Raw genomic sequence first — 18774 nt, forward strand, 5'->3', positions numbered from 1 at the left:
CCCTTCATCACCCCCCTCCCCCCCCCCCCCTGGCTCTCCCCCCCCCCCTTGTGTTTTTTTGTGTTTTGGGTTGTTAGAACCCGCCTTACCACTCACGACCGGCCGCGGCAGACTTCAGAAGTCCTGCGCGATGATCTTTTCGATGTTGCGTTCCGCCAGTGCGGTGATCGTGACGAACGGGTTGACGCTCGTGTTGCCCGGGATCAGCGAGCCGTCGATCGCGTACAGGCCCTGGTAGCCGGCGAGCCTGCCGTAGTTGTCGGTCGCCTTGCCGAGCACCGCGCCGCCGAGCGGGTGGTAGGTGAGATGGTCGCCCCAGATCTTGTACGTGCCGAAGAGGTCGGTCCGGTAGATCGTGCCCTCGGTCGAGTTGATCTTGTCGAAGATGGTCTTCGCCATGTCGATCGACGGCTGCTTCCACGCCGTTTGCCAGCTGAGGTCGACCGCGCGCGTCGCCGGGTTCCAGGTGAACTGCGCCCGGTTCGGGTTCTTGGTGATCGACAGGTAGAACGACGCCCACGTCTCGATCCCGGTCGGCAGCGGCGCGACCTCCGCGAAGGCACCGCCCGCGTTCCAGTTGTCGATGCCGCCGCACGGGATGGTCGACTGGGAGGCCCCGGTCGGGTCCCAGATGTGGTTGGCCCGCCCCACCATCACGTTCCCGTTGTCGCCCCAGTTCTTGCCGATCTCGCCGTTCAGGTTCGGCAGCGCGCCGGTCGCCTTCAGCTTGACCAGCAGCTTGCTCGTGCCGACGCTGCCCGCGGCGAAGAACACCGTGTCCGCCGTGACGGTCTTGATCGTGGACACCGCCCCCGCGGTGGTGAGCTGCTCGATCGTCACCGTGTAGCCACCGCCGGAAGCCGGCACCACCTGCGTCACGCGGTGCAGCGGCGAGATGGTGACCCGGCCGGTCGCGGTGATCTTCGGCAGGTAGGTCTTCTGCAGCGACTTCTTGCCGTAGTTGTTGCCGAACAGGATTTCCCCGGCCAGCGCCGACTTCGGGACGGTGCCCGCCGCCTCCTGCTCCATGTAGGCCCAGTCGTACACGTCCGGCACGAACACGAACGGGAAACCGGACCGCTGGGCCTGTTTCCGGCCGACGCGCGCGAACTGGTACCAGTCGGTGGAGTCGAACCAGGCCGGGCGGACGGTGGCGACCCCGAGGCCGGCGTTCGCGCGCGGGTAGTAGACGTCGTACATCTCGTTCGCGTCCACGGTGGGCAGGATGGCGCCGAAGTTCTCCCGCTTCGGCGTGACGGCCATGCCGCCGTTGACGAGCGAGCCGCCGCCGACGCCGCGGCCCTGGTACACGGTGATCCCGCTGAACTCCTCGGCGTCGAGGATGCCCGTGTAGCGCGGGATGTCCTTGTCGATCGGGAACCCGAGGAAGTTGGAAAACGGCTGCTTCGTCCTGGTGCGCAACCAGAACGAGCGCTGGTCCGGATTGGGCGTGGCGCAGAAGATCTTGCCGTCGGCGCCCGGGGTGTCCCAGGCCATGCCCAGCTCGACCAGCTGCACGTCGATGCCGGCCTGGGCGAGCCGGAGAGCGGCGACCGAGCCGCCGTAACCCGACCCGATCACCAGCGCGGACACGCGGGAGCCGTCGCTGATGGCGGCCGGTGCGGCGGACTGCGCCGAGGCTCGACCGGCCAGTGCAGCGCTCGCTAAGATAGAACCAGTTCCAGCAAGAAAGAGGCGACGGGATACAGAGCCAGAGTTTGTTCTCCACACGGGTTCGACACTCATGTGTTGTTCCTCACCGTTGAGGTATTTAGAACAAGTTATAGCTCGATGGTGCAGACAAGTCGACATATACCCATGAGTAACCTGGCGGGGTGGCGAGCGCGTGCCGCTGAATGGGCCATGATGGACGACTGTGGAGTCCACCCGAGTGGACCGCTGGCTCTGGGCGGTCCGGCTGACGAAGACGCGCCCGGACGCGGCGGCGGCCTGCCGAGGCGGCCACGTGCGCGTCAACGACAAACCGGCCAAGCCGGCGACCACGGTCGTCCCGGGCGACGAAGTCCGCCTGCGCGTCGGCGGGACGACGAAGGTGCTCGACGTGGTGAGGGTGATCCAGAAGCGCGTGGGAGCCCCGGACGCGGCGACGTGCTACGTGGACCGCACGCCGAAGCCGCCCCCGGAGACGGCGATCCCAGTCGCCCGCCGCGACCGCGGCACCGGGCGGCCGACCAAACGGGAGCGCCGCGTGCTGGACGCGTTCCGGTCCCAGCAGGAGCCGTAGGGCGGTAGGCCCCTCGGCCGCCACGGAAGTCCGGAGGGCCACGAGAACCGCTGCGCCGCGTGCTGGACGCATCCCGGCCCCGGCAGGAGCCGTAGGGCGGCAGGCTGCCCAGCCGCCACGGAAGTCCGGACGGCCACGAGAACCGCTGCGCCGCGTGCTGGACGCATCCCGGCCCCGGCAGGAGCCGTAGGGCGGTAGGGCCACGAGAACCGCTGCGCCGCCACGAGCGCGACCCTCCCGTCCGGAGCCTCGGCGCGGCAGGCTCTTCGGCCGCCACGGATGGCCGCGCAGGCCTAGGTCATCTCCCCCGTCGATCGACGGATCGTCGCCTCTTTCGCGGCCTTCCCGGAAATAGCCGGGAATCCGCGCGGGCCGGGTCCATCTCCGTGGCGTGGGGGTAGTTCCCCGCACGGAGGGAAACCATGACCACCAGCCCGGACCACCCGCTGGCCGCAGCCCGGCCGCTCGTGGTGCGCTACTGCCGCGCGCGCCTGGACCCCGACTCGGCCGATGACGTCGCCCAGGACGTCTGCGTGGCCCTGCTCACGGCCCTGCCGCGGCGGCCGCCGGGACGTCCGCTGCCCGACTTCGTCTGCGACATCGCCCGCACCAAGGTCACCGCCGCGCGGAAGGCCGCCGCGCGGCCGGACGAGCCGGTCGCCGAACTGCCCGATGCGGCCGACTCGTCGCTCGATCCCGCGCACCACACGCTCCGGCGCGAACTGCGCGAGCGGGTGGCGAAGCTCCTGGGCGTGCTGCCCCGGAAACAACGCGAGATCGTCGTCCTGCGCGTCATCGTCGGCCTGTCCGCGGAGGAGACCGCCGCCGCGGTGGGCTCGACGCCGGGTGCGGTCCGCGTCGCCCAGCACCGGGCGCTCGGGCAGCTCCGCCGGGTCGTCGCGACGGCTACCCTGGCCAGGTGAGCGACAGCGAGAATTTCGAAGGACGCGACGTCGGGTCCGGAGTCTCGGTCATCCGCGAAAGCACGGACGTCGTCGGCTCCGGGCCGCGGCTGCACCGGCACCCCTACACCGAGACGTTCGTGATCATCCGCGGGCGGGCGCGGTTCACCGTCGGCGACGAAGAGCGCGACGGCGGCGCCGGGGACGTGCTCGTCGTCCCGGCGGGCACGCCGCACAAGTTCGCCGTGCTCGGCCCCGGCGTCTACGAGGCCGTGCACATCCACGAAAGCGACCACTTCATCACCGAATGGCTCGAGTGACGCCTACAGCTCGCCGATCATGCCGCGCAGCTTCGTCAGGGCGCGGAACTGCGTGATCCGGACGTTGCCGGCGGAGATGCCCAGCGCCTCCGCCGTCTCGTTCGCCGACAGGCCGGCGACGATCCGCAGCGACAGGATGTCCTGGTGCAGCGGCGGCAGCAACGCCAGCAGCCGGCCCAGCCGGGCCCCCAGGTCGAGCTCGAGGACGTGGTTCTCCGGCTCGTTGCCGCCCAGCGGCCGGTCCGGCAGCTCCGGCACCGGCTTCGACCGGTCCCGGGCCACCGAGCGGAACGCGTCGGCGACCTTGTTCGCCGCGATCGCGCGCACGAGGTACAGAAACGAGCCCCCGCGGTCCTGGTACCCCGGCAGCACCTTCAGCACCGCCAGGCACACCTCCTGGGCGACGTCGTCGGCGGACAGGTAGGACAGGTCCCGGCCGCCGATCCGCGCCCGGCAGTACCGCACCACCGTCGGCTTGATCAGCCGCAGCAGCGCCTGGACCGCCTCCGGGTCGCCGTCGCGCGCCGCCGCCACCACCGGGTCGAGCTGTTCCTTGGCCAGGCCACCCTCCGGCCTCGGCGAATCCGCCAGCACGGTGTAGCCGTCGACGGCCTCCGCCGCCTCCGCGATCATGGTTTCCACGCGCCCTCCTCGTGCCCGCCACCGGGAGCGTCCGTCCACAACGGACAGTGTGGTGCCTGGACGTCCCCGATCCGTCATATGGCGTAATCGAGGCGCTGACCTGCAACGTTGCACGGTGCCGGTGGTTGTCCAGGTATTGTCCGTTAATCGTTCACGACCCCGTCCGAACGGCCGCCGGGCACCTTCGGCGCACGGGACAAAATGTGGACGGAAACCGGGCGATCAAGCCCAGCGGATTCCGTAGGCGAAGCCCGGCTCGAGGTCCCGGAACCGGACGTGCACCTCGCCGGCGTCGTCGGCCGGCAGCACCGCACCGGCGTGCGAGGAGTCGTCGGCCGGGGAAACCCCGTCCTGCCGCACGATCCGCTTCGGCACGCGTTCACCGAACCGGACGTGCAGATCGAAAAGATCGCACGGGTGGCGCGGCACGCAGAGGTAACGCGGTTCTCGCAGGTTCGCCCGGAATCGCAGCCCGACCTCGTGCCGCGCGCCCCGACGCAACGGCTCCGGCAGCCGCAACACGAGCCCGATCCGGTCACTCGATTCCATCACCCGGTGCGTTAGCACCCCACCGTGGAACACGTCGACTCCGAACTCCGACTCGTGCACCGAAACGCCCGGTTCGCCGGTGACCGGCAACGTCAGCGCCAGGTCGAGCACGGCGATTTCGTCGGCGTCGGCGACCACCCGCCGGAATTCGAACGCCTCCGGCACCGGTTGATCGAGAGCCAGCGTGACGCGCAGTTCTTCGGTGTGCCAGCCGCGGCCCGGATAGTGCCGCGGTGCCGGCACGGCCGCCGCGACGGCCAGCGCGGCGATCTGCTCGATCCCCTCGTCGATCCGCCGCCGGACCGTCCGGTCGTCCCGGTCGAGCGTGATCGCGGCCCAGTGCACCCGTTCCTGGTAGAACGGTTTCCGCGCCCGCTCCTCGAGCGCGAATGCGGCCAGCAAAGCGATCTTCAGATCGTCCGGCAGCGACTCGACCAGCGGGCGCAATCGGTCGGACAGCTTACGCCGCATCTCCACGGTTCCGTCATCTTCGACAATGCCGCAAGTGGTGCGCAATGCGGGGCCGATCCGGTCCGCGAGCGTTGTCGTGAAAATTGCCCTCCCTTTGCGCAGGGCCTTGAGTTCGCCGACCACGTCCGCCGCACTGAGGCTCACCGTTCCCCTCCCCTTCCACGCACGGAGGTCAATGGTCGCCAGCGCCACCGCCGATGTCCAGTCGATCACGCTCCGGCAAACGGATCGTTATCCCGCGGTTTCCTTTTCCGCCATCCGGGTAATGGCGAAACTTGTTGGCGTTGTGTTCACAGCGACCGCATTGCGGCGCAACGATTCCGGGCGGAAACTCACGCGACCACCGCTGTCGAACGTGTCGAAATGACCGGAGCGCCTTCGCCGGCGCGGCGCGCTTTCCGGCCCCGGCGGCGTTCACCCGGGCGGCGCACCACCCCCGCGGGTGAACGTGACCGGGCCGTTGCTCCGGCGCCGGTTGACGGCGTCCCGCCGGGGGTACTTGTTGATCATGAGCCCGAGGATGTGGCGCCTGCTGATTTCGGGGTCGCTGCGGCTGTTCCTGATCAGCGCCGTACCGGCCGCCGCGCACCTGTCCGTGCTCGTCGGACTGGCGGCGGCGGTGATCGCGTTCGTCGTGCCGGCCCCGCGCGCCCGGCACGACGACCGGGGTGCGGGCTAGGCCGCCGGCCAGGAGCGGAGTTTCTCCGGGTTCCGGACCGCCCAGATCCGCCGGACCGCCTCCCCGGCAACCTCGAACGCCAGCACCGCCACCAGGGCGCCGTCCCGCCGGGCGACCAGCCCCGGCCGCCCGTTGACGGTCGCCTCCACCAGCGACAACGGCGCGATCCGGCGCGTGAGGTCCACGGCGTACCGCGCCACCCGCTCGCCGCCCACGATCGGGCGACGCACAGCGCTGACCAGGCCACCGCCGTCCGCGACGACCGTGGCCTCCGGGTCGAGCAGGCCGACCAGTCCCTCGATGTCCCCCGCTTCCCAGGCCGTCTTGAAGGCGCGGACCACCTCGGCGCTCTCCCGGGCCGGCTCCGGGGCCCGAGCGGCCCGGACGCGGCGGCGGGCGGAGGAGGCCAGCTGGCGCGCCGCCGCCGGGGAGCGGCCCAGGACGGCCGCCACCTCGGCGAACGGGTAGCCGAAGACGTCGTGCAGGACGAAGGCCACCCGCTCGGCCGGCGTCATGGCCTCCAGCACGACGAGGAACGCCATGGTGACCGACTCGTCCAGCGTGACGCGGTCGGCCGGATCGGTGCCGGCGCCGGCCTCGCCGGGCAGCGGCTCCGGGAGCCACTCGCCGACGTACCGCTCCCGGCGGACGCGGGCCGACCGCAGCTGGTCGAGGCAGAGCCTGCTGGCCACCGTCGTCAGCCACGCCCCGGGCGACGCGATGGCCTCCCGCTGCGGCCCGGACAGCGCATACCACCGGCCGTACGCCTCCTGGACGACGTCCTCGGCGTCGCTCAGCGAACCGAGGAGCCGGTAGGCGAGGCCGGTCAGCTGCCGCCGCTCCTGCAAGAGATCAGTCACACCACTCCGACGATCCGGGACGGCGGTTTGTGACGTCGCCTCACAACCGGGCGAGCCGTTTCGTCAGGACCCGAAACGACGAAAGGAAAACAGATGTCCCGTCTTCCCGACCCGGCGCAGTTCTTCCCCGAGATGGGCGACATCGCCGGCGCGCTGACCAGGATCACCATGAACGGCTCGATCCCGCGGAGCACGATCCACCTGGTGCAGCTGCGCATCGGCCAGCTGGTCGGCAGCACGTACCACACGATCAGGCAGGCCGAGCTGCTCCGCAAAGCGGGAGCGAGCGAGGAGCAGGTCACGTCCGTGGCGTCCTGGCCGACCTCGCCGTACTTCAGCGAGGAAGAGCGCGTGGCACTGGAGCTCGCCGAGGCGGTCTTCACCACGCGTTCGGTGACCGAGCGGGTGCCGGACGAGCTCTTCGCCCGGGCGTCCGCGTGCTACGACGACAAGGCGTTGTGGACGCTCACGCTCGTGCTGAGCCAGATGAGTTACTTCGTCCCGGTGGCGCTGATCGCGAAGCCGATCCCGGGCCTGCCACTGGGGAAGAACTACCGCTGACCGGCTGCGGCGCCGCCCTCACCCGCGGCGCCGCACACACCGGCCGCGCAGCACCACCGCCGCCGGGTCCGCCAGCTGATCCGGTTCGACACGCGGATCCCGGTCGTACACCACCGCGTCCGCCGGCGCGCCCGGCTCCAACCCGCCGAGCCCCAGGTATTCCCGCGCGCTCCACGACGCCGCCGCCAGTGCCTCGTGCGGTGGCACTCCCGCGGCCAGCAACGCCCGGATCTCCGCGACGATCCCGCCGTGCGGCAGGGAATCCGTGCCCGCCAGCACGCGCACGCCCGCTTCCGCCGCGGCCGCGGTCAGTGCTCCGTGGACCCGCGCGCCGCTCAAGTACCACGTCCGGGCCGGGCTGTCCGGCTGCCGTTCCCGGCGCCCTAGGCTCTCCGTGATCGTCGACAGCGTCGGGGTCAACGCCGTCCCCTGGGCGGCCATCCGCGCCAGGAGACCCGGGTCCAGGCACATGCCGTGTTCGAGGGAGTCGACACCCGCCAGCACCGCCGCGGCACCGCCCTCGGGGTGCTGGCTGTGCACCGCGACCCGGCCGCCGACGGCGTGCACCTCGCGCACCACCGCCCGCAGCACGTCCACCGGGACCGCGGAATCGCCGACCCGCCAGTCCGCGATGATCTTCGCCCACCCCGTGCGCGCGGCCTGCACCGCCGCCAGCGCCGGGAGCTCGTCGTGCGCCGCGCGGCGGCCCCAGCCGTCGAAGAACTGGCCTTCCTGCGCCAGCCACGGTCCCGCGTGCCGGGCCCGCGGCACGTCGGGGTCCTCGCCGAACCACGGCGGCGGCTCGCCCGGCAGGCCCGGCGAGCGGATCAGCGTGACCCCGGCGTCGACGTGCTGGTGCAGGTGCGCGCGGAGCAGCTCGTCGTCCATCGGCTGCCCCGGCGCCTCCGCACCGGGGTGGGTGTGCGCGTCGACCAGGCCGGGCAGCAGCCAGCCTTCGGCGACCAGGGTCGCGCCGGGCACCGGGTCGGTCGTCCAGCGGTCGCCGTCGGCGTAGAGGTCGGTGTACTCGCCGCTCGGCAGCGCGTACCCCCGGATGCGCGTGATCACCACTTCGACCGTACCCGCGTACGCAGCCCGGCGTAGGCGCAAGTGCCGTCCGGCGGCGGACGCTCGCGAGCGCCGCGATCCCGACCATGGGAGACGCCAGAAGGAGGCCACCGTGACCCTGCCCGTGGAGACCACCGCGCTGACCAAGCGCTACGGCGAGATCGCCGCCGTCGAAGACCTGAACCTGTCCGTGCCCGCCGGCGAGGTCTACGGCTTCCTCGGCCCGAACGGCGCCGGCAAGACGACGACGCTGCGGATGCTGCTCGGCCTGATCCGGCCGACCGCCGGCCGCGTCCGGCTGCTCGGTGCCGAACCGGGCCCCGCCAGCCTCGCCCGCGTCGGTGCCCTGATCGAAGGCCCCGCCTTCTACCCATACCTGTCGGGCCGGGCCAACCTGCGGGTGCTCGCCGACCACGCCGGGGTGCGCCGGACGCGCGTCGACGCCGTGCTCGACGTCGTCAGCCTCACCGACCGCGCCAAGGACCGGTACGCGACCTACTCGCTCGGCATGAAGCAGCGGCTCGGCCTGGCCGCGGCGCTGCTGAAGGACCCCGAGCTGGTGGTGCTCGACGAGCCGACCAACGGCCTCGACCCGGCGGGCATGGCCGACATGCGGGTCACCCTCCGCAAGCTCGCCGCGGGCGGCTGCACCGTGCTGCTGTCCAGCCACCTGCTGGCCGAGGTCGAGCAGATCTGCGACCGAGTCGGCGTCCTCGACCACGGCCGGCTCGTCACCGAGACCACGGTCGAGGACCTGCGCGCGGGTGGCGCGCTGCGCGTCGTCGCCGATCCGCTCCCGAACGCCCGCGAGCACCTCGGCCGCCTCCTCGGCCCGTCCCGCATCCGTCTCGACGGGACCGCGCTCGAACTCGACGTCGCCCCGGAGCAGGCCGGGCGGGTCAACGCCGAGCTGGTCGGCGCCGGGTTCGTCGTCACCGAGCTGCGCTGGCACGAACCCGACCTGGAACAGACCTTCTTCGCCCTGACCGGAGGTAGCCCCGATGCTGCGTGACATCCGCGCCGAGCTGACCAAGCAGTCCCGCCGTCCCGCGACCTGGCTGCTGCTGGCCGTCGCCGTCGTCCTGACGCTGACGTTCGGGTACGCCGTCCCGTACGCGGGCCTGAGCGGGGCGGCGTCCGGGCCACCGGGCAGCGGCCGCGGGCTGGCCGCGCTGCTGCCGGACGCCTTCGTCGGCAGCGCACTGGGCGGGCTGCCGATCTTCGTCGGGGCGTTGGCGCTGATCTTCGGCGTGCTGGTCGCCGGGAGCGAATACGGTTACGGCACCTGGAAAACCGTGCTCGTGCAGCACCCGTCACGGGTGGTGGTGTACGGCGCGAAGCTGGTCACGGTCGCGCTGGCCGCCCTCGCCGCGGTGCTGACGTTGTTCGCGACGACGGCGGGGGCGAGCGCGCTCGTGGCGTCGCTCGAAGGGCAGCCGATCGGCTGGCCGGCGGTGTCCGACGTCCTGACCGGCCTCGGCGCGGGCTGGCTGGTGGCGACCATGTGGGGCGCGCTCGGGGTGCTGCTGGCGATCGGCCTGCGCTCGGTGGCGCTCCCGATCGGGCTGGGGCTGGTGTGGCTGCTCGCGGTGCAGAACCTGCTCGCGTCGATCGCCGCGCCGCTGCTGGACTGGGTCGCGCAGCTGCAGAAGGCCCTGCCGGGCCCGAACGCGGGCGCGCTGGCCGCCGCGTTCGGGGCGAGCGCACCGGGGGTCGAGCAGGTGGTCGGGGCCGGGCAGGCGACGGCGGTCCTGGCGGCGTACGTGCTCGCGTTCGGCGCCCTCGGGGGCTGGCTGCTGCAGCGCCGCGACATCGCCTGACTCGCGCACCCTCGACGCCGAGCCCGCCCCGGCCTACCCCGGAAGCGACCCGCCCGCATCACCGCCTGACCGGCGCCGGTGCCGGTGCCGGTGCGCTTGTGGTTGATCACGACCGGTGTAGTGTTTGCCGGTCCGACCGGCGTGCGTGACCGCGTGAGGTGCCATGACAGTGCGACGGTACCCAGTGGCCATCCTGCTCGTCCTCGTCACGGCGGCCGTGGTCGTGGTCAACGGCTTCGCCTTCTGGGGCGACACCTTCGCCCTGTGGGTCGACGACGCCCTGCAGCTCGGCGCCGGGGTCACCGGGATCGTCTGCGGCATCGTCGTCGCCCGGCGGGTGCGGGGGCACCAGCGGTGGTGGCGGGTGCTGGTCGCGATCGGCATGACCGGCTGGTCGCTCGGCCAGTGCGTCTGGTCCTACTACCAGCTGGTCGACGGCCGCGGGCTGCCGTCGCCGTCGCTGGCCGACGTCGGGTACCTGAGCTTCCCGCTGTTCGCGCTCCCGGCGCTGTTCGTGCTCGCCCGGGCCCGCGCGCGGCCGGACCGCGAACGCTGGCAGCCGGCACAGTGGACCGCCCACTTCGGGGTCGCCGTGGTGCTCGACGGCCTGGTCGTCACCGGCTCGCTGTTCATCCTCACCTGGACCGCCGCGCTCGGGCAGGTGGTCCAGGCCACCGGGCCGGACGCGCTGACCTGGGCCGTCGCCATCGCCTACCCGCTGACCGATCTGGTCGTCGTGGTCGTCGCCGTGCTGCTGGTCGTGTTCGACCGGGTGGACCGCCCCTACCGCGCGAACCTGCTGCTCGCCGCCCTCGGGATCGTCGCGCTGGCCTGTTCCGACAGCGTGTTCGCCTACCTGGTCAGCATCGGCGCGGAAAGCATGAAGCCGTGGTCGGACGCCGGATTCGTGCTCGGCCCGCTGTTCATCGCCTTCGCCCTGCTGGTCACGCCCAACACGCGGCGGCGGGACGACGCCGGCCAGGTGGTCGGCGTCGACTGGTGGCAGGTGGCGCTGCCGTACCTGCCGGTCACCGCGGTCGCGCTGCTGATCACCGTGCAGATCGTGGCCGGGGCCGGCCCGGACGGCGTCGAGGTACTCGTCGGCGCGCTGGTGGTGTTCCTGGTGCTGGCCCGGCAGCTGCTTTCGTTGCTGGACAACCGGTTGCTGCTACGCCGGGTGTACGAGGGCCAGCAGGCGCTGACCCACCAGGCCTACCACGACCCGCTGACCGGCCTGGCCAACCGCGCGCTCTTCGCCGACCGGCTGGACCGCGCCATCGAGCAGGGCGCCGAAGGGCCGCTCGTGCTGATCTTCGTCGACCTCGACGACTTCAAGGAGGTCAACGACCGGTTCGGGCACGCGGGCGGCGACGTCCTGCTGCACGCGGTCGCCCAGCGGCTGCTGAGCTGCGTCCGCGCGGGCGACACCGTCGCGCGCCTGGGCGGCGACGAATTCGCGATCCTGCTGGAGGGCGAGGTCGACGCCCCGCAGGCGGTCGCCGACCGGATCCAGAGCGCGCTGCGGCGGCCGTTCGCGGTGCACGGCACGCTGGTGCCGGTCCGCGCGAGCATGGGCCTGGTCGTGCCGGACCCGGCCGAGCCGGCGGTGACGTCGGACGTGCTGCTGGGCCGCGCGGACACGTCGATGTACGCGGGCAAGCGGCTCGGCAAGGACACGACGGTCGTCTACCACCCGTCGCCGGACGGGCCGCCCGACTTCCCGTCGGCGCTGCGCCGCGGCGGTCTCCCGGAGGGGTTCGCGCTGGTGTTCCAGCCGATCGTCCGGCTGGCCGACGAGCAGCCGGTGGCGGTGGAGGCGCTGGCCCGCTGGACCACCCGGGACGGCACCTCGGTGTCGCCCGAGACGTTCGTCCGCGCGGCGGAAGGCGCCGGTCTCGGCGCGGAGCTGGACGCGCTGGTGCTGGACCTCGCCTGCCGCGAGATCACCGCGGCCGGGATCGACCTGACCGTGCACGTGAACGTGTGCGCGAGCCGGCTCGGCGCCGCCACGCTGGAGGAGAGCGTCGGGTCCGCGCTGGACCGGTACGGCCTGCCGGCGGACCGCCTGATCGTCGAGATCACCGAGACGGTGCCGGTCCCGGACCTGGCGGCGGGCGCGGCCGCGATCCGGCGCCTGCAGGACCTGGGCGTCCGGGTGGCCCTCGACGACTTCGGCGCCGGGTACAGCTCCCTGACGGTGCTGCACGCGCTGCCGGTCGACCTGATCAAGCTGGACCGCGCGCTGACCACCGGTGTGCGCCCGGACCGCGACGCGGCCCTGTGCCGATCGCTGGTCGGCCTGTGCGCCGACCTCGACGTGGCCGTGGTCGCCGAGGGCATCGAGACGGCCGAGCAGGCCGAACTGGTCACCCGGGCGGGCTGCACGACCGCCCAGGGCTACCGCTTCGGCCGCCCGGCCCCGCTGTCGTCGCTGCGGTTGTCGACGCTCTCGGCCGGTTAACCCGGCGGGATGACGCCGAAGATCGTCGCCGTCGAGCCCGCGCCGTTGCGGTTGATCGGGCCGCCGGCGAGGACCCAGGCACCCGTCGCCGGCAGGGCCTTCAGGTTCGCCAGGATCTCCAGGCTGATCCGGTGCCGCCGGTAGACCAGCTTGGACACCGTGTACGTCTCGTCGGTGCCGACGTCGGGGCTGAACGTGTCGGTGCCCGTCCCGCCGCGGCGGCCCAGCCGGCCGGTGTCGATCAGCCAGTGCACCGCCGGAATCGAGAACCCGGGCTGGTGCAGGACGCCGTCCGCGCCGGTGTTCGGGAAGGCCGGGGTGCCCCACTTGGCGTCCCAGCCGGTCCACAGCACGACGACGGACTCGTTCGGGATCCGGCCGTGGCGCTTCTCCCACGCCTTGAGGTCGTCGATCGTGACCGCGTAGTCCGGGTTGTGCGCCGCCTTCGCCCGGACGTCGATCTTGACGGCGGGCCGGAACAGGTCCGCCGGGTCCATGTCGTCGGCGAGCGGCTCCCCGGTGTTGAAGTGGCCGGGCGCGCCCCAGTGCGTCCCGGTGTGCTCGCCTTCGCGGACGAACTGCAGGTAGTAGCCGTCTTCGGGGATGGTGGCGATGGTTTCCAGCTCGAAGGCCGGGTCCCCGGGGAAGACGTTGGTCGTGGCGGGGTCGTTGACGTGCGAGAGGTTGACCAGGTTCAGCTGGTCGAGCCGCGTTGGCGGCGCGGCTCCGGTGGCTTCCGAGGCTTGCGCCGTCCGCCCGGACAGCGCGGCGCCGAACACCCCGGCCAGCCCCGCGGCCAGCACCCTGCGTCTCATCGGCATGAGGGATCACCTTTCGGCCTTGTTTCCACGGTCATATCACCCGGACTGGGCGCAGCCAATGAGTTGCGCGAAGATGTGGCTGTGGACAACGACATCGAAGACAACGCCGACAACGGCATCCTCGACCCCGAGGACACTTTGGACGACCGCGACGAGCTCGCGGAGGGTTATTCACCACCGGAACGCGCGCAGGCCACCGAAGGCTGGGGCACCACTGCGCGCGAGACGGCGGAAGGTGAGAGCTGGGCGGGCCGCCTCGCCCGCGAAGTCCCCGACCTGGCCGACGACCTGGACGACGACGGCTTGGGCGACACCGAGGACACCGACGGCGAGCTGATCGACGACGAGGTCGGCGACGTCCGCGCGGGCCGCTTGGTCGCCACGGACGAAGGCTTCGGCGAAGACACCGACGAAGAGCTGTATGCCTCGGACGCCGGCATCGACGACGGCGCGGCTTCGGCGGAGGAAGCGGCGGTCCACGTGATCGACCCGTCCCGACGCTGGTGAGTCAGCAGAAGCTCCGGCCCGGCCGCCAGGGGCACCGGTTCGAGGATCCGGTCACCGGGCGGCGGAGTCGTACTCGCGGACCGCGGCCAGGTACTCACCGATCGCGTCGCGGTTGCGCAGCAGGCATTCCGCGCGCCGGGTCATGCGGTCGCGCTCGGCTTCCAGGGTCGCGATCATCTCCGGGGTCGCGTCCGGGAAGTAGATCGTGCGGGGTTTGTCCAGGCAGGGCAGGATCTGCTTGATGATCCGGGTGGGCAGGCCGGCGTCGAGCAGGCCGCGCACCTGGATCACCCGGTCGACCGTCGGCTCGTCGTAGTCGCGGTAGCCGTTCGGGCCGCGGCTCGCGATGATCAGGCCCTGTTCCTCGTAGTACCGGAGGAGCCGCCGGGACGTGCCCGTGCGCTCCGCGAGCTCGCCGATCCGCATGTGCCCCACCTCACGTAGACCTTCACATCGATGTGAGGGTTCGAGCATAGCGGCATGACGAACATCCGGACCCGCCCTCTTCCGCTCACCGCCCTCCTCGCCCTGACCACCGCCGCGTTCGTCACCGTGCTCACCGAGGCGCTGCCGGCCGGCGTGCTGCCCGGGATGAGCGCCGGTCTCGGCGTCGGCGAAGCCGCGGCCGGCCAGGCGGTGACGATCTACGCGCTCGGCACCGCGCTGACCGCGATCCCGCTGTCGGCCGCCACCGCGGGCTGGTCCCGCAAACGCTTGCTGCTCACCGGGGTCGCCGGGTTCGCGGTGGCCAACACGGTCACGACGCTGTCCTCGGACTACGCGCTGACGATGGTGGCGCGCTTCGTCGCCGGGGTGGCCGCGGGCGTGGTCTGGGCGCTGCTCGCCGGCTACGCGCGCCGGCTCGTCCCGGACAACCAGGGCCGGGCCATCGCGATCGTGATGGCCGGCATCCCGTTGGCTCTCTCGCTCGGCATCCCGGCCGGGACGTTCCTGGGCGGCCTGCTCGGCTGGCGCTCGGCGTTCGGCGTCATGTCGGCGATCGCGGTCGTCCTGCTCGGGTGGATCGCCGCGGCGGTCCCGGACCAGCCGGGGCAGGCGACCGGCCGGACGCCCGTCCTGCGCACGCTCGGCGTCCCCGGTGTCGTGCCCGTGCTCGCCGTGACGCTCGTGTTCGTGCTGGCGCACACCGTGCTCTACACCTACGTCGCCGCCTTCCTCGGCCACGCCGGGATGGCGGACGCGGTGGACGTCGTGCTGCTGGTGTTCGGGATCGCGTCGATGGCCGGCATCGCCATCGTCGGTGCCCGGATCGACCGCGCACTGCGGGCGCTGACGGTGCTCAGCACCGTCGGCGTCGCACTGGCGGCGACGCTGCTGGCGGTGTTCGCGCACAGCCCGGCGCTGGTCTACGTCGCGGTGGCGCTCTGGGGACTCGGCTGGGGCGGCGTCCCGACGCTGCTGCAGACGGCGGCCGGAACCGCCGGCGGCGCCGCGGCGGACAACGCGCAGGCCATGCTCGTCACGCTGTGGAACGCGGCGATGGCCGCGGGCGGCGTGGCCGGCGGGGTCCTGCTCGACACCGCCGGGCCGGCGTCGTTCCCCTGGACGCTGCTCGTGCTCCTGCTGCCGGTGCTCGCGGTGGTCCTCGGCGCCCGGCGGCACGGGTTCCCCGCCCGGTCCTGAGGGGTCCTGAGTGGACGAAGGGCCCGGACGCGCTCGCGCCCGGGCCCTCCAGCTTTTCAGCAGCGGCCGGCGATGGCCCGCAGCAGTTCCGCGTTCGCCGTGTCACCCGACAGCTCCCAGGCGAACACGCCGCCGAGCCCCTGCGACTTCGCGTACCCGGCCTTGGCCGACGCCGTCTCGGGGGTGTCGTAGCTCCACCACTGCGAGCCGCACTTCGCGTACGCCGTACCGGCGATCTTGCCGTTGGCGGGGCACCGGGTCTTGAGGACCTTGTAGTCCTCGACGCCCGCCTCGTAGGTGCCGGGCGCCGGGCCGGTCGCCGTGCCGCCGGGCTGCTTCTGCGTCACGCCGTCCCAGCCGCGGCCGTAGAACCCGAGGCCCAGCAACATCTTCGACGACGGCACGCCCTGGTGGCGCAGCTTCTGGATGGCCGCGTCCGCGTAGTAGCCGGCGGTCGGGAGGCCGGGGTAGGCGCGCAACGGCGAGTGCGGCGCGGTCGGCCCGTTCGGACTGGCGCCGGCGACGAAGTAGTCGTAGGTCATCACGTTGTACCAGTCGAGGTACCGGCTCGCGGCGCCGTACTCGGTGGCGTCGATCTTGCCGTTCTTCGAGCCGTCGGCGGTGATCGCGGCGGTCACCAGCTGGCGCCCGAACTTCGCGCGCAGCGCCTTGACCAGCCCGGTGAACGCCTTCGGGCCGCTGGTGTCGCAGGTGTTCCCGCAGGCGTTGGGGTACTCCCAGTCGATGTCGATGCCGTCGAAGACACCGGCCCAGCGCGGGTCGTTGACCAGGTTGTAGCAGGATTCCGCGAACGCGGCCGGGTTCTTCGCCGCCTCGGTGAAGCCCGCCGACCACGTCCAGCCGCCGAAGGACCACAGCACCTTCAGCTTCGGGTGCAGCTTCTTGAGCTGGAGGATCTGATTGAAGCTGCCGTGCAGCGCGCCGGGTTCGGTGCTGTCGGCCTGGCCGCTGACGCTGGTGGCGGCGTCGTAGGGCATGTCGTGGTCGGCCCACGGGTCGCCGACCGCGCAGCCGCCGCCCGTCACGTTGCCGAACGCGTAGTTGATGTGGGTCAGCTTCGCGGCCGACCCGGACGTCTCGATGTCCTTGACGTGGTAGCCGCGGGCGTAGACGTCCCAGTCGGCGAAGTAGGCCATCACCTTGCCCTGGCCCTGGCCCTGGCCCTGCCCGGCGTCCGCCGGCGGCGCGACGACGGAGGCACCGGCGAGCGCGAGCGCGACGACGGCGATGCGTTTTCTCATGCGGAGCACGGGTTTCTCCTCATCGGCCCAGACGAGCGAACGCCTGAGGCTAACAGGTCCAGACCACTGCGGACCAGAGCGAATCGTGTGGTCAGCGGGTTTCGGTGTACCTCCGCAGCCGGGTGCGGATTCACGCGTGCGATGATCGGGCGATGACCGAGTTCGGCTGCGCCCGCTGTTCCGGCGATGACGCCCTGACCGCGCTGGCGTTCTGCACGACCCGGCTGAACAAGACCCATCGCCTGGTCGAGCGGTCGCACTTCAGCGTCTCCCTGCGCCGCTGCCCCGAGTGTGGTCAGTCGTTCGCCGCGATCTTCACCGAGTTCGTCGACTGGAACGGCGGCGAAGACGCGCAGTACTTCGACTTCGTGCCGCTCACGACGGCCGAGGTGTCGGCGCTGGCCGCGCAGGGCGCCGGGGTGGACCTGGCCGAGCTGGGCGCGCTGGGCAGCGTCCGCCGCCGGCTGTCGTCGAGCTGGCCGACCGGCGGCGAGAAGGAGATCGCCTGGCGGACGGACGCGCTTTCGGTGCGCGAAGGTCACTGACGCGCGAGGCGGAGGATCGCCGCGGCACTGCGGTCGACGTCGGCCTCGGTCGTCGTCCAGCCGGACACCGAGATCCGCAGGTACCGGCGGCCGCGCCAGGTGGTGCCGCCCAACCAGCAGGTGCCGTCGTCCTGGACCTTCCGGATGAGCGCGTCGGTGTCCCCGCCGAAGGAGACGAGGACCTGGTTGAGGACGACGTCGTTGGCGATCTCGGCACCGCCGTCGGCGAGCTTCCCGGCGAAGCGGCGGGCCAGCCGGCAGCAGCGGTCGACGAGCTCGGCGACGCCGTCGCGGCCCAGCTCGCGCAGCGCCGCCCAGACGGCGAACCCACGGGCGCGGCGCGACGACTCCAGGGTCAGGTCACCCATGCCGGACACCTCGCCGGCGCCGGTGAGGTAGGCGGCCCGGTAGGAGATCGCGGCGGCGTGGACGTCCGGGCGGGCGCAGAAGACGAAGCCGGAGTCGTACGGGACGTTGAGCCACTTGTGCCCGTCGCAGGCCCAGGAATCGGCGAGTTCGACGCCGTCGAGGAGCGGCCTGGTGGCCGGGTTGGCGGCGGCCCAGAGCCCGAAGGCACCATCGACGTGGAGCCAGGCCCCGGGCGCGGCTTCCCGGGCGGCGCGGAGGTCGTCGCACGCGCCGGTGTTCACGTTCCCGGCCTGCAGGCAGACGATCATCGGTCCGGCTTCGTACTTCCTGCGGAGGTCGTCGACGTCGATCCCGCCTTGAGGGCCGGCCGCGACCGCCTCGACGACCCGGGTGCCGAAGCCGAGCAGCCGCAGGGCGCGGTCGATGGTGGCGTGCCGTTCTTCACTGGCGAGAACCCGGACGCGCGGGGCGCCGACGAGCCCATCGCGTTCGACATCCCAGCCGGCTTCGGCGAGAACGTGGTGCCGCGCGGCGGCGAGGGCGGCGGTGTTCGCGGCCTGGCCACCGGTGACGAACCCGGTGGAGGCGGTGGCGGGAAGGCCGAGAAGCTCCTTGAGCCAGCTGCCGGCGGCCTCTTCGGCGGCGGCCGCGGCGGGCGAGAGGACGGCGTTGAACCCGTTCTGATCCCAGCCGGCGGCGAGGACATCGGCCGCGGTGGCGGCGGGGAGGGCGCCGCCGATGACGAAGCCGAAGAACCGGGGTCCGGCGGTGGCGACGAGCCCGGGATCGGCGGCTTCGGCGAGCTGTTCGAGTACTTCGGACGGTGGGGTGGGGTGCTTGGGGAGCGGGCCGCCGAAGCCGGCCCGCAGGACGGCGGGGTCGACGGCCTGGGCGACCGGCCGCGCCGCGAGGGTGGCACGGTAGCCGGCACCGAGCTCGGCGGCGCGGGTCAGGAGGGCGTGCAGGTCGGTCACCAGGCGACTGTAGGCCGGGTTTGGCCGGCGAAGCGCTGATTCGCGGGCCTGGAGACCGGAGTGTCGGCAGTCGC

At 72.2% G+C, this 18774-nt stretch carries 20 protein-coding genes; 11 read left to right on the top strand and 9 right to left on the bottom strand.

Going from position 1 to position 18774, the window contains the following annotated elements:
• Positions 1 to 114 precede the first annotated feature (114 nt).
• The gene (locus ACWEF6_RS01265; protein WP_449681035.1) at positions 115 to 1593 is read right to left on the bottom strand and encodes a GMC oxidoreductase; all 1479 of its coding nucleotides are present in this window, start codon (positions 1591 to 1593) and stop codon (positions 115 to 117) included.
• A gap of 298 nt (positions 1594 to 1891) precedes the next feature.
• Between ACWEF6_RS01265 and ACWEF6_RS01270 the strand changes: the two genes are divergently transcribed.
• The 3 genes from ACWEF6_RS01270 to ACWEF6_RS01280 all read left to right on the top strand — a co-directional run bounded on the left by ACWEF6_RS01270 (position 1892) and on the right by ACWEF6_RS01280 (position 3467).
• Positions 1892 to 2245, top strand: coding sequence for an RNA-binding S4 domain-containing protein (locus tag ACWEF6_RS01270; RefSeq protein WP_449681248.1), 354 nt, complete (start codon positions 1892 to 1894; stop codon positions 2243 to 2245).
• A gap of 422 nt (positions 2246 to 2667) precedes the next feature.
• Positions 2668 to 3168 carry a sigma-70 family RNA polymerase sigma factor gene (locus tag ACWEF6_RS01275; protein ID WP_449681036.1) on the top strand — a complete coding sequence of 167 codons (501 nt, stop codon included), beginning with the start codon at positions 2668 to 2670 and terminating at the stop codon, positions 3166 to 3168.
• The gene (locus ACWEF6_RS01280) at positions 3165 to 3467 is read left to right on the top strand and encodes a cupin domain-containing protein (protein ID WP_449681037.1); all 303 of its coding nucleotides are present in this window, start codon (positions 3165 to 3167) and stop codon (positions 3465 to 3467) included. The genes ACWEF6_RS01275 and ACWEF6_RS01280 overlap by 4 nt, the downstream gene beginning before the upstream one ends.
• Before the next feature lie 3 nt (positions 3468 to 3470).
• Here the strand turns inward: ACWEF6_RS01280 and shbA are convergent, their stop codons facing one another.
• Complete coding sequence (shbA, locus tag ACWEF6_RS01285) at positions 3471 to 4100, bottom strand: RNA polymerase sigma factor ShbA (RefSeq protein ID WP_449681249.1); 630 nt, start codon at positions 4098 to 4100, stop codon at positions 3471 to 3473.
• Positions 4101 to 4331: 231 nt separating this feature from the next.
• Complete coding sequence (locus ACWEF6_RS01290; RefSeq protein ID WP_449681038.1) at positions 4332 to 5321, bottom strand: hypothetical protein; 990 nt, start codon at positions 5319 to 5321, stop codon at positions 4332 to 4334.
• Positions 5322 to 5637: 316 nt separating this feature from the next.
• On the opposite strand from ACWEF6_RS01290, the gene ACWEF6_RS01295 reads away from it, so the two are divergent.
• Positions 5638 to 5808, top strand: a complete 171-nt coding sequence (locus tag ACWEF6_RS01295) for a hypothetical protein (protein WP_310967369.1) — start codon at positions 5638 to 5640, stop codon at positions 5806 to 5808.
• Here ACWEF6_RS01295 and sigJ read toward each other — a convergent pair.
• Entirely contained in the window at positions 5805 to 6668 is an 864-nt protein-coding gene (gene sigJ / locus ACWEF6_RS01300) for an RNA polymerase sigma factor SigJ (protein ID WP_449681039.1), read from the bottom strand. The genes ACWEF6_RS01295 and sigJ overlap by 4 nt on opposite strands.
• A gap of 93 nt (positions 6669 to 6761) precedes the next feature.
• On the opposite strand from sigJ, the gene ACWEF6_RS01305 reads away from it, so the two are divergent.
• A complete protein-coding gene (locus ACWEF6_RS01305) occupies positions 6762 to 7229 on the top strand; it encodes a carboxymuconolactone decarboxylase family protein (protein WP_449681040.1) in 468 nt (155 codons plus the stop codon).
• An 18-nt stretch (positions 7230 to 7247) separates the two neighbouring features.
• Here ACWEF6_RS01305 and ACWEF6_RS01310 read toward each other — a convergent pair whose 3' ends face one another.
• The gene (locus ACWEF6_RS01310; protein WP_449681041.1) at positions 7248 to 8297 is read right to left on the bottom strand and encodes an amidohydrolase family protein; all 1050 of its coding nucleotides are present in this window, start codon (positions 8295 to 8297) and stop codon (positions 7248 to 7250) included.
• A 112-nt stretch (positions 8298 to 8409) separates the two neighbouring features.
• On the opposite strand from ACWEF6_RS01310, the gene ACWEF6_RS01315 reads away from it, so the two are divergent.
• From ACWEF6_RS01315 to ACWEF6_RS01325, 3 genes are all read left to right on the top strand, one after another.
• On the top strand, positions 8410 to 9309 hold the full coding sequence (locus tag ACWEF6_RS01315) for an ABC transporter ATP-binding protein (protein WP_449681042.1): 900 nt from the start codon (positions 8410 to 8412) through the stop codon (positions 9307 to 9309).
• Positions 9299 to 10117: an ABC transporter permease gene (locus ACWEF6_RS01320; RefSeq protein ID WP_449681043.1), complete on the top strand. Its 819-nt coding sequence runs from the start codon at positions 9299 to 9301 to the stop codon at positions 10115 to 10117. The genes ACWEF6_RS01315 and ACWEF6_RS01320 overlap by 11 nt, the downstream gene beginning before the upstream one ends.
• A 163-nt stretch (positions 10118 to 10280) precedes the next feature.
• Complete coding sequence (locus tag ACWEF6_RS01325; protein WP_449681044.1) at positions 10281 to 12578, top strand: putative bifunctional diguanylate cyclase/phosphodiesterase; 2298 nt, start codon at positions 10281 to 10283, stop codon at positions 12576 to 12578.
• Here the strand turns inward: ACWEF6_RS01325 and ACWEF6_RS01330 are convergent.
• Positions 12575 to 13399: a cyclase family protein gene (locus tag ACWEF6_RS01330; RefSeq protein WP_449681045.1), complete on the bottom strand. Its 825-nt coding sequence runs from the start codon at positions 13397 to 13399 to the stop codon at positions 12575 to 12577. The two genes, ACWEF6_RS01325 and ACWEF6_RS01330, sit on opposite strands and share 4 nt — an antisense overlap.
• 81 nt (positions 13400 to 13480) lie before the next feature.
• On the opposite strand from ACWEF6_RS01330, the gene ACWEF6_RS01335 reads away from it, so the two are divergent.
• Positions 13481 to 13906, top strand: coding sequence for a DUF5709 domain-containing protein (locus tag ACWEF6_RS01335; protein ID WP_449681046.1), 426 nt, complete (start codon positions 13481 to 13483; stop codon positions 13904 to 13906).
• A 51-nt stretch (positions 13907 to 13957) separates the two neighbouring features.
• Here ACWEF6_RS01335 and ACWEF6_RS01340 read toward each other — a convergent pair whose 3' ends face one another.
• Positions 13958 to 14332, bottom strand: coding sequence for a MerR family transcriptional regulator (locus ACWEF6_RS01340; protein WP_449681047.1), 375 nt, complete (start codon positions 14330 to 14332; stop codon positions 13958 to 13960).
• Between the two features lie 54 nt (positions 14333 to 14386).
• Here ACWEF6_RS01340 and ACWEF6_RS01345 point away from each other — a divergent pair, with 54 nt between their 5' ends.
• Positions 14387 to 15550 (top strand): MFS transporter, encoded by a 1164-nt coding sequence (locus ACWEF6_RS01345; RefSeq protein WP_449681048.1) that lies wholly within the window; start codon positions 14387 to 14389, stop codon positions 15548 to 15550.
• Positions 15551 to 15606: 56 nt separating this feature from the next.
• On the opposite strand, the gene ACWEF6_RS01350 is transcribed toward ACWEF6_RS01345, so the two are convergent.
• Positions 15607 to 16812: a glycoside hydrolase family 18 protein gene (locus tag ACWEF6_RS01350; RefSeq protein WP_449681250.1), complete on the bottom strand. Its 1206-nt coding sequence runs from the start codon at positions 16810 to 16812 to the stop codon at positions 15607 to 15609.
• 152 nt (positions 16813 to 16964) lie between these two features.
• Here ACWEF6_RS01350 and ACWEF6_RS01355 point away from each other — a divergent pair, with 152 nt between their 5' ends.
• Positions 16965 to 17357, top strand: a complete 393-nt coding sequence (locus tag ACWEF6_RS01355; RefSeq protein ID WP_449681049.1) for a hypothetical protein — start codon at positions 16965 to 16967, stop codon at positions 17355 to 17357.
• Here the strand turns inward: ACWEF6_RS01355 and ACWEF6_RS01360 are convergent.
• Positions 17351 to 18691, bottom strand: coding sequence for a pyridoxal phosphate-dependent decarboxylase family protein (locus ACWEF6_RS01360; RefSeq protein WP_449681251.1), 1341 nt, complete (start codon positions 18689 to 18691; stop codon positions 17351 to 17353). The genes ACWEF6_RS01355 and ACWEF6_RS01360 overlap by 7 nt on opposite strands.
• Between the last annotated feature and the right edge of the window lie 83 nt (positions 18692 to 18774).

It is taken from the genome of Amycolatopsis sp. NPDC004772 (assembly GCF_053601215.1).

What these genes read in the sequence shown, in the direction of transcription:
- ACWEF6_RS01305 (WP_449681040.1), top strand. Translation starts at nt 6,762, where the DNA reads ATGTCCCGTCTTCCCGACCCGGCGCAGTTCTTCCCCGAGATGGGCGAC.
- ACWEF6_RS01320 (WP_449681043.1), top strand. Translation starts at nt 9,299, where the DNA reads ATGCTGCGTGACATCCGCGCCGAGCTGACCAAGCAGTCCCGCCGTCCC.
- ACWEF6_RS01355 (WP_449681049.1), top strand. Translation starts at nt 16,965, where the DNA reads ATGACCGAGTTCGGCTGCGCCCGCTGTTCCGGCGATGACGCCCTGACC.
- ACWEF6_RS01330 (WP_449681045.1), bottom strand. Translation starts at nt 13,399, where the DNA reads ATGCCGATGAGACGCAGGGTGCTGGCCGCGGGGCTGGCCGGGGTGTTC.
- ACWEF6_RS01345 (WP_449681048.1), top strand. Translation starts at nt 14,387, where the DNA reads ATGACGAACATCCGGACCCGCCCTCTTCCGCTCACCGCCCTCCTCGCC.
- ACWEF6_RS01340 (WP_449681047.1), bottom strand. Translation starts at nt 14,332, where the DNA reads ATGCGGATCGGCGAGCTCGCGGAGCGCACGGGCACGTCCCGGCGGCTC.
- shbA (WP_449681249.1), bottom strand. Translation starts at nt 4,100, where the DNA reads ATGATCGCGGAGGCGGCGGAGGCCGTCGACGGCTACACCGTGCTGGCG.
- ACWEF6_RS01295 (WP_310967369.1), top strand. Translation starts at nt 5,638, where the DNA reads ATGAGCCCGAGGATGTGGCGCCTGCTGATTTCGGGGTCGCTGCGGCTG.
- ACWEF6_RS01325 (WP_449681044.1), top strand. Translation starts at nt 10,281, where the DNA reads ATGACAGTGCGACGGTACCCAGTGGCCATCCTGCTCGTCCTCGTCACG.
- ACWEF6_RS01275 (WP_449681036.1), top strand. Translation starts at nt 2,668, where the DNA reads ATGACCACCAGCCCGGACCACCCGCTGGCCGCAGCCCGGCCGCTCGTG.
- ACWEF6_RS01350 (WP_449681250.1), bottom strand. Translation starts at nt 16,812, where the DNA reads ATGAGAAAACGCATCGCCGTCGTCGCGCTCGCGCTCGCCGGTGCCTCC.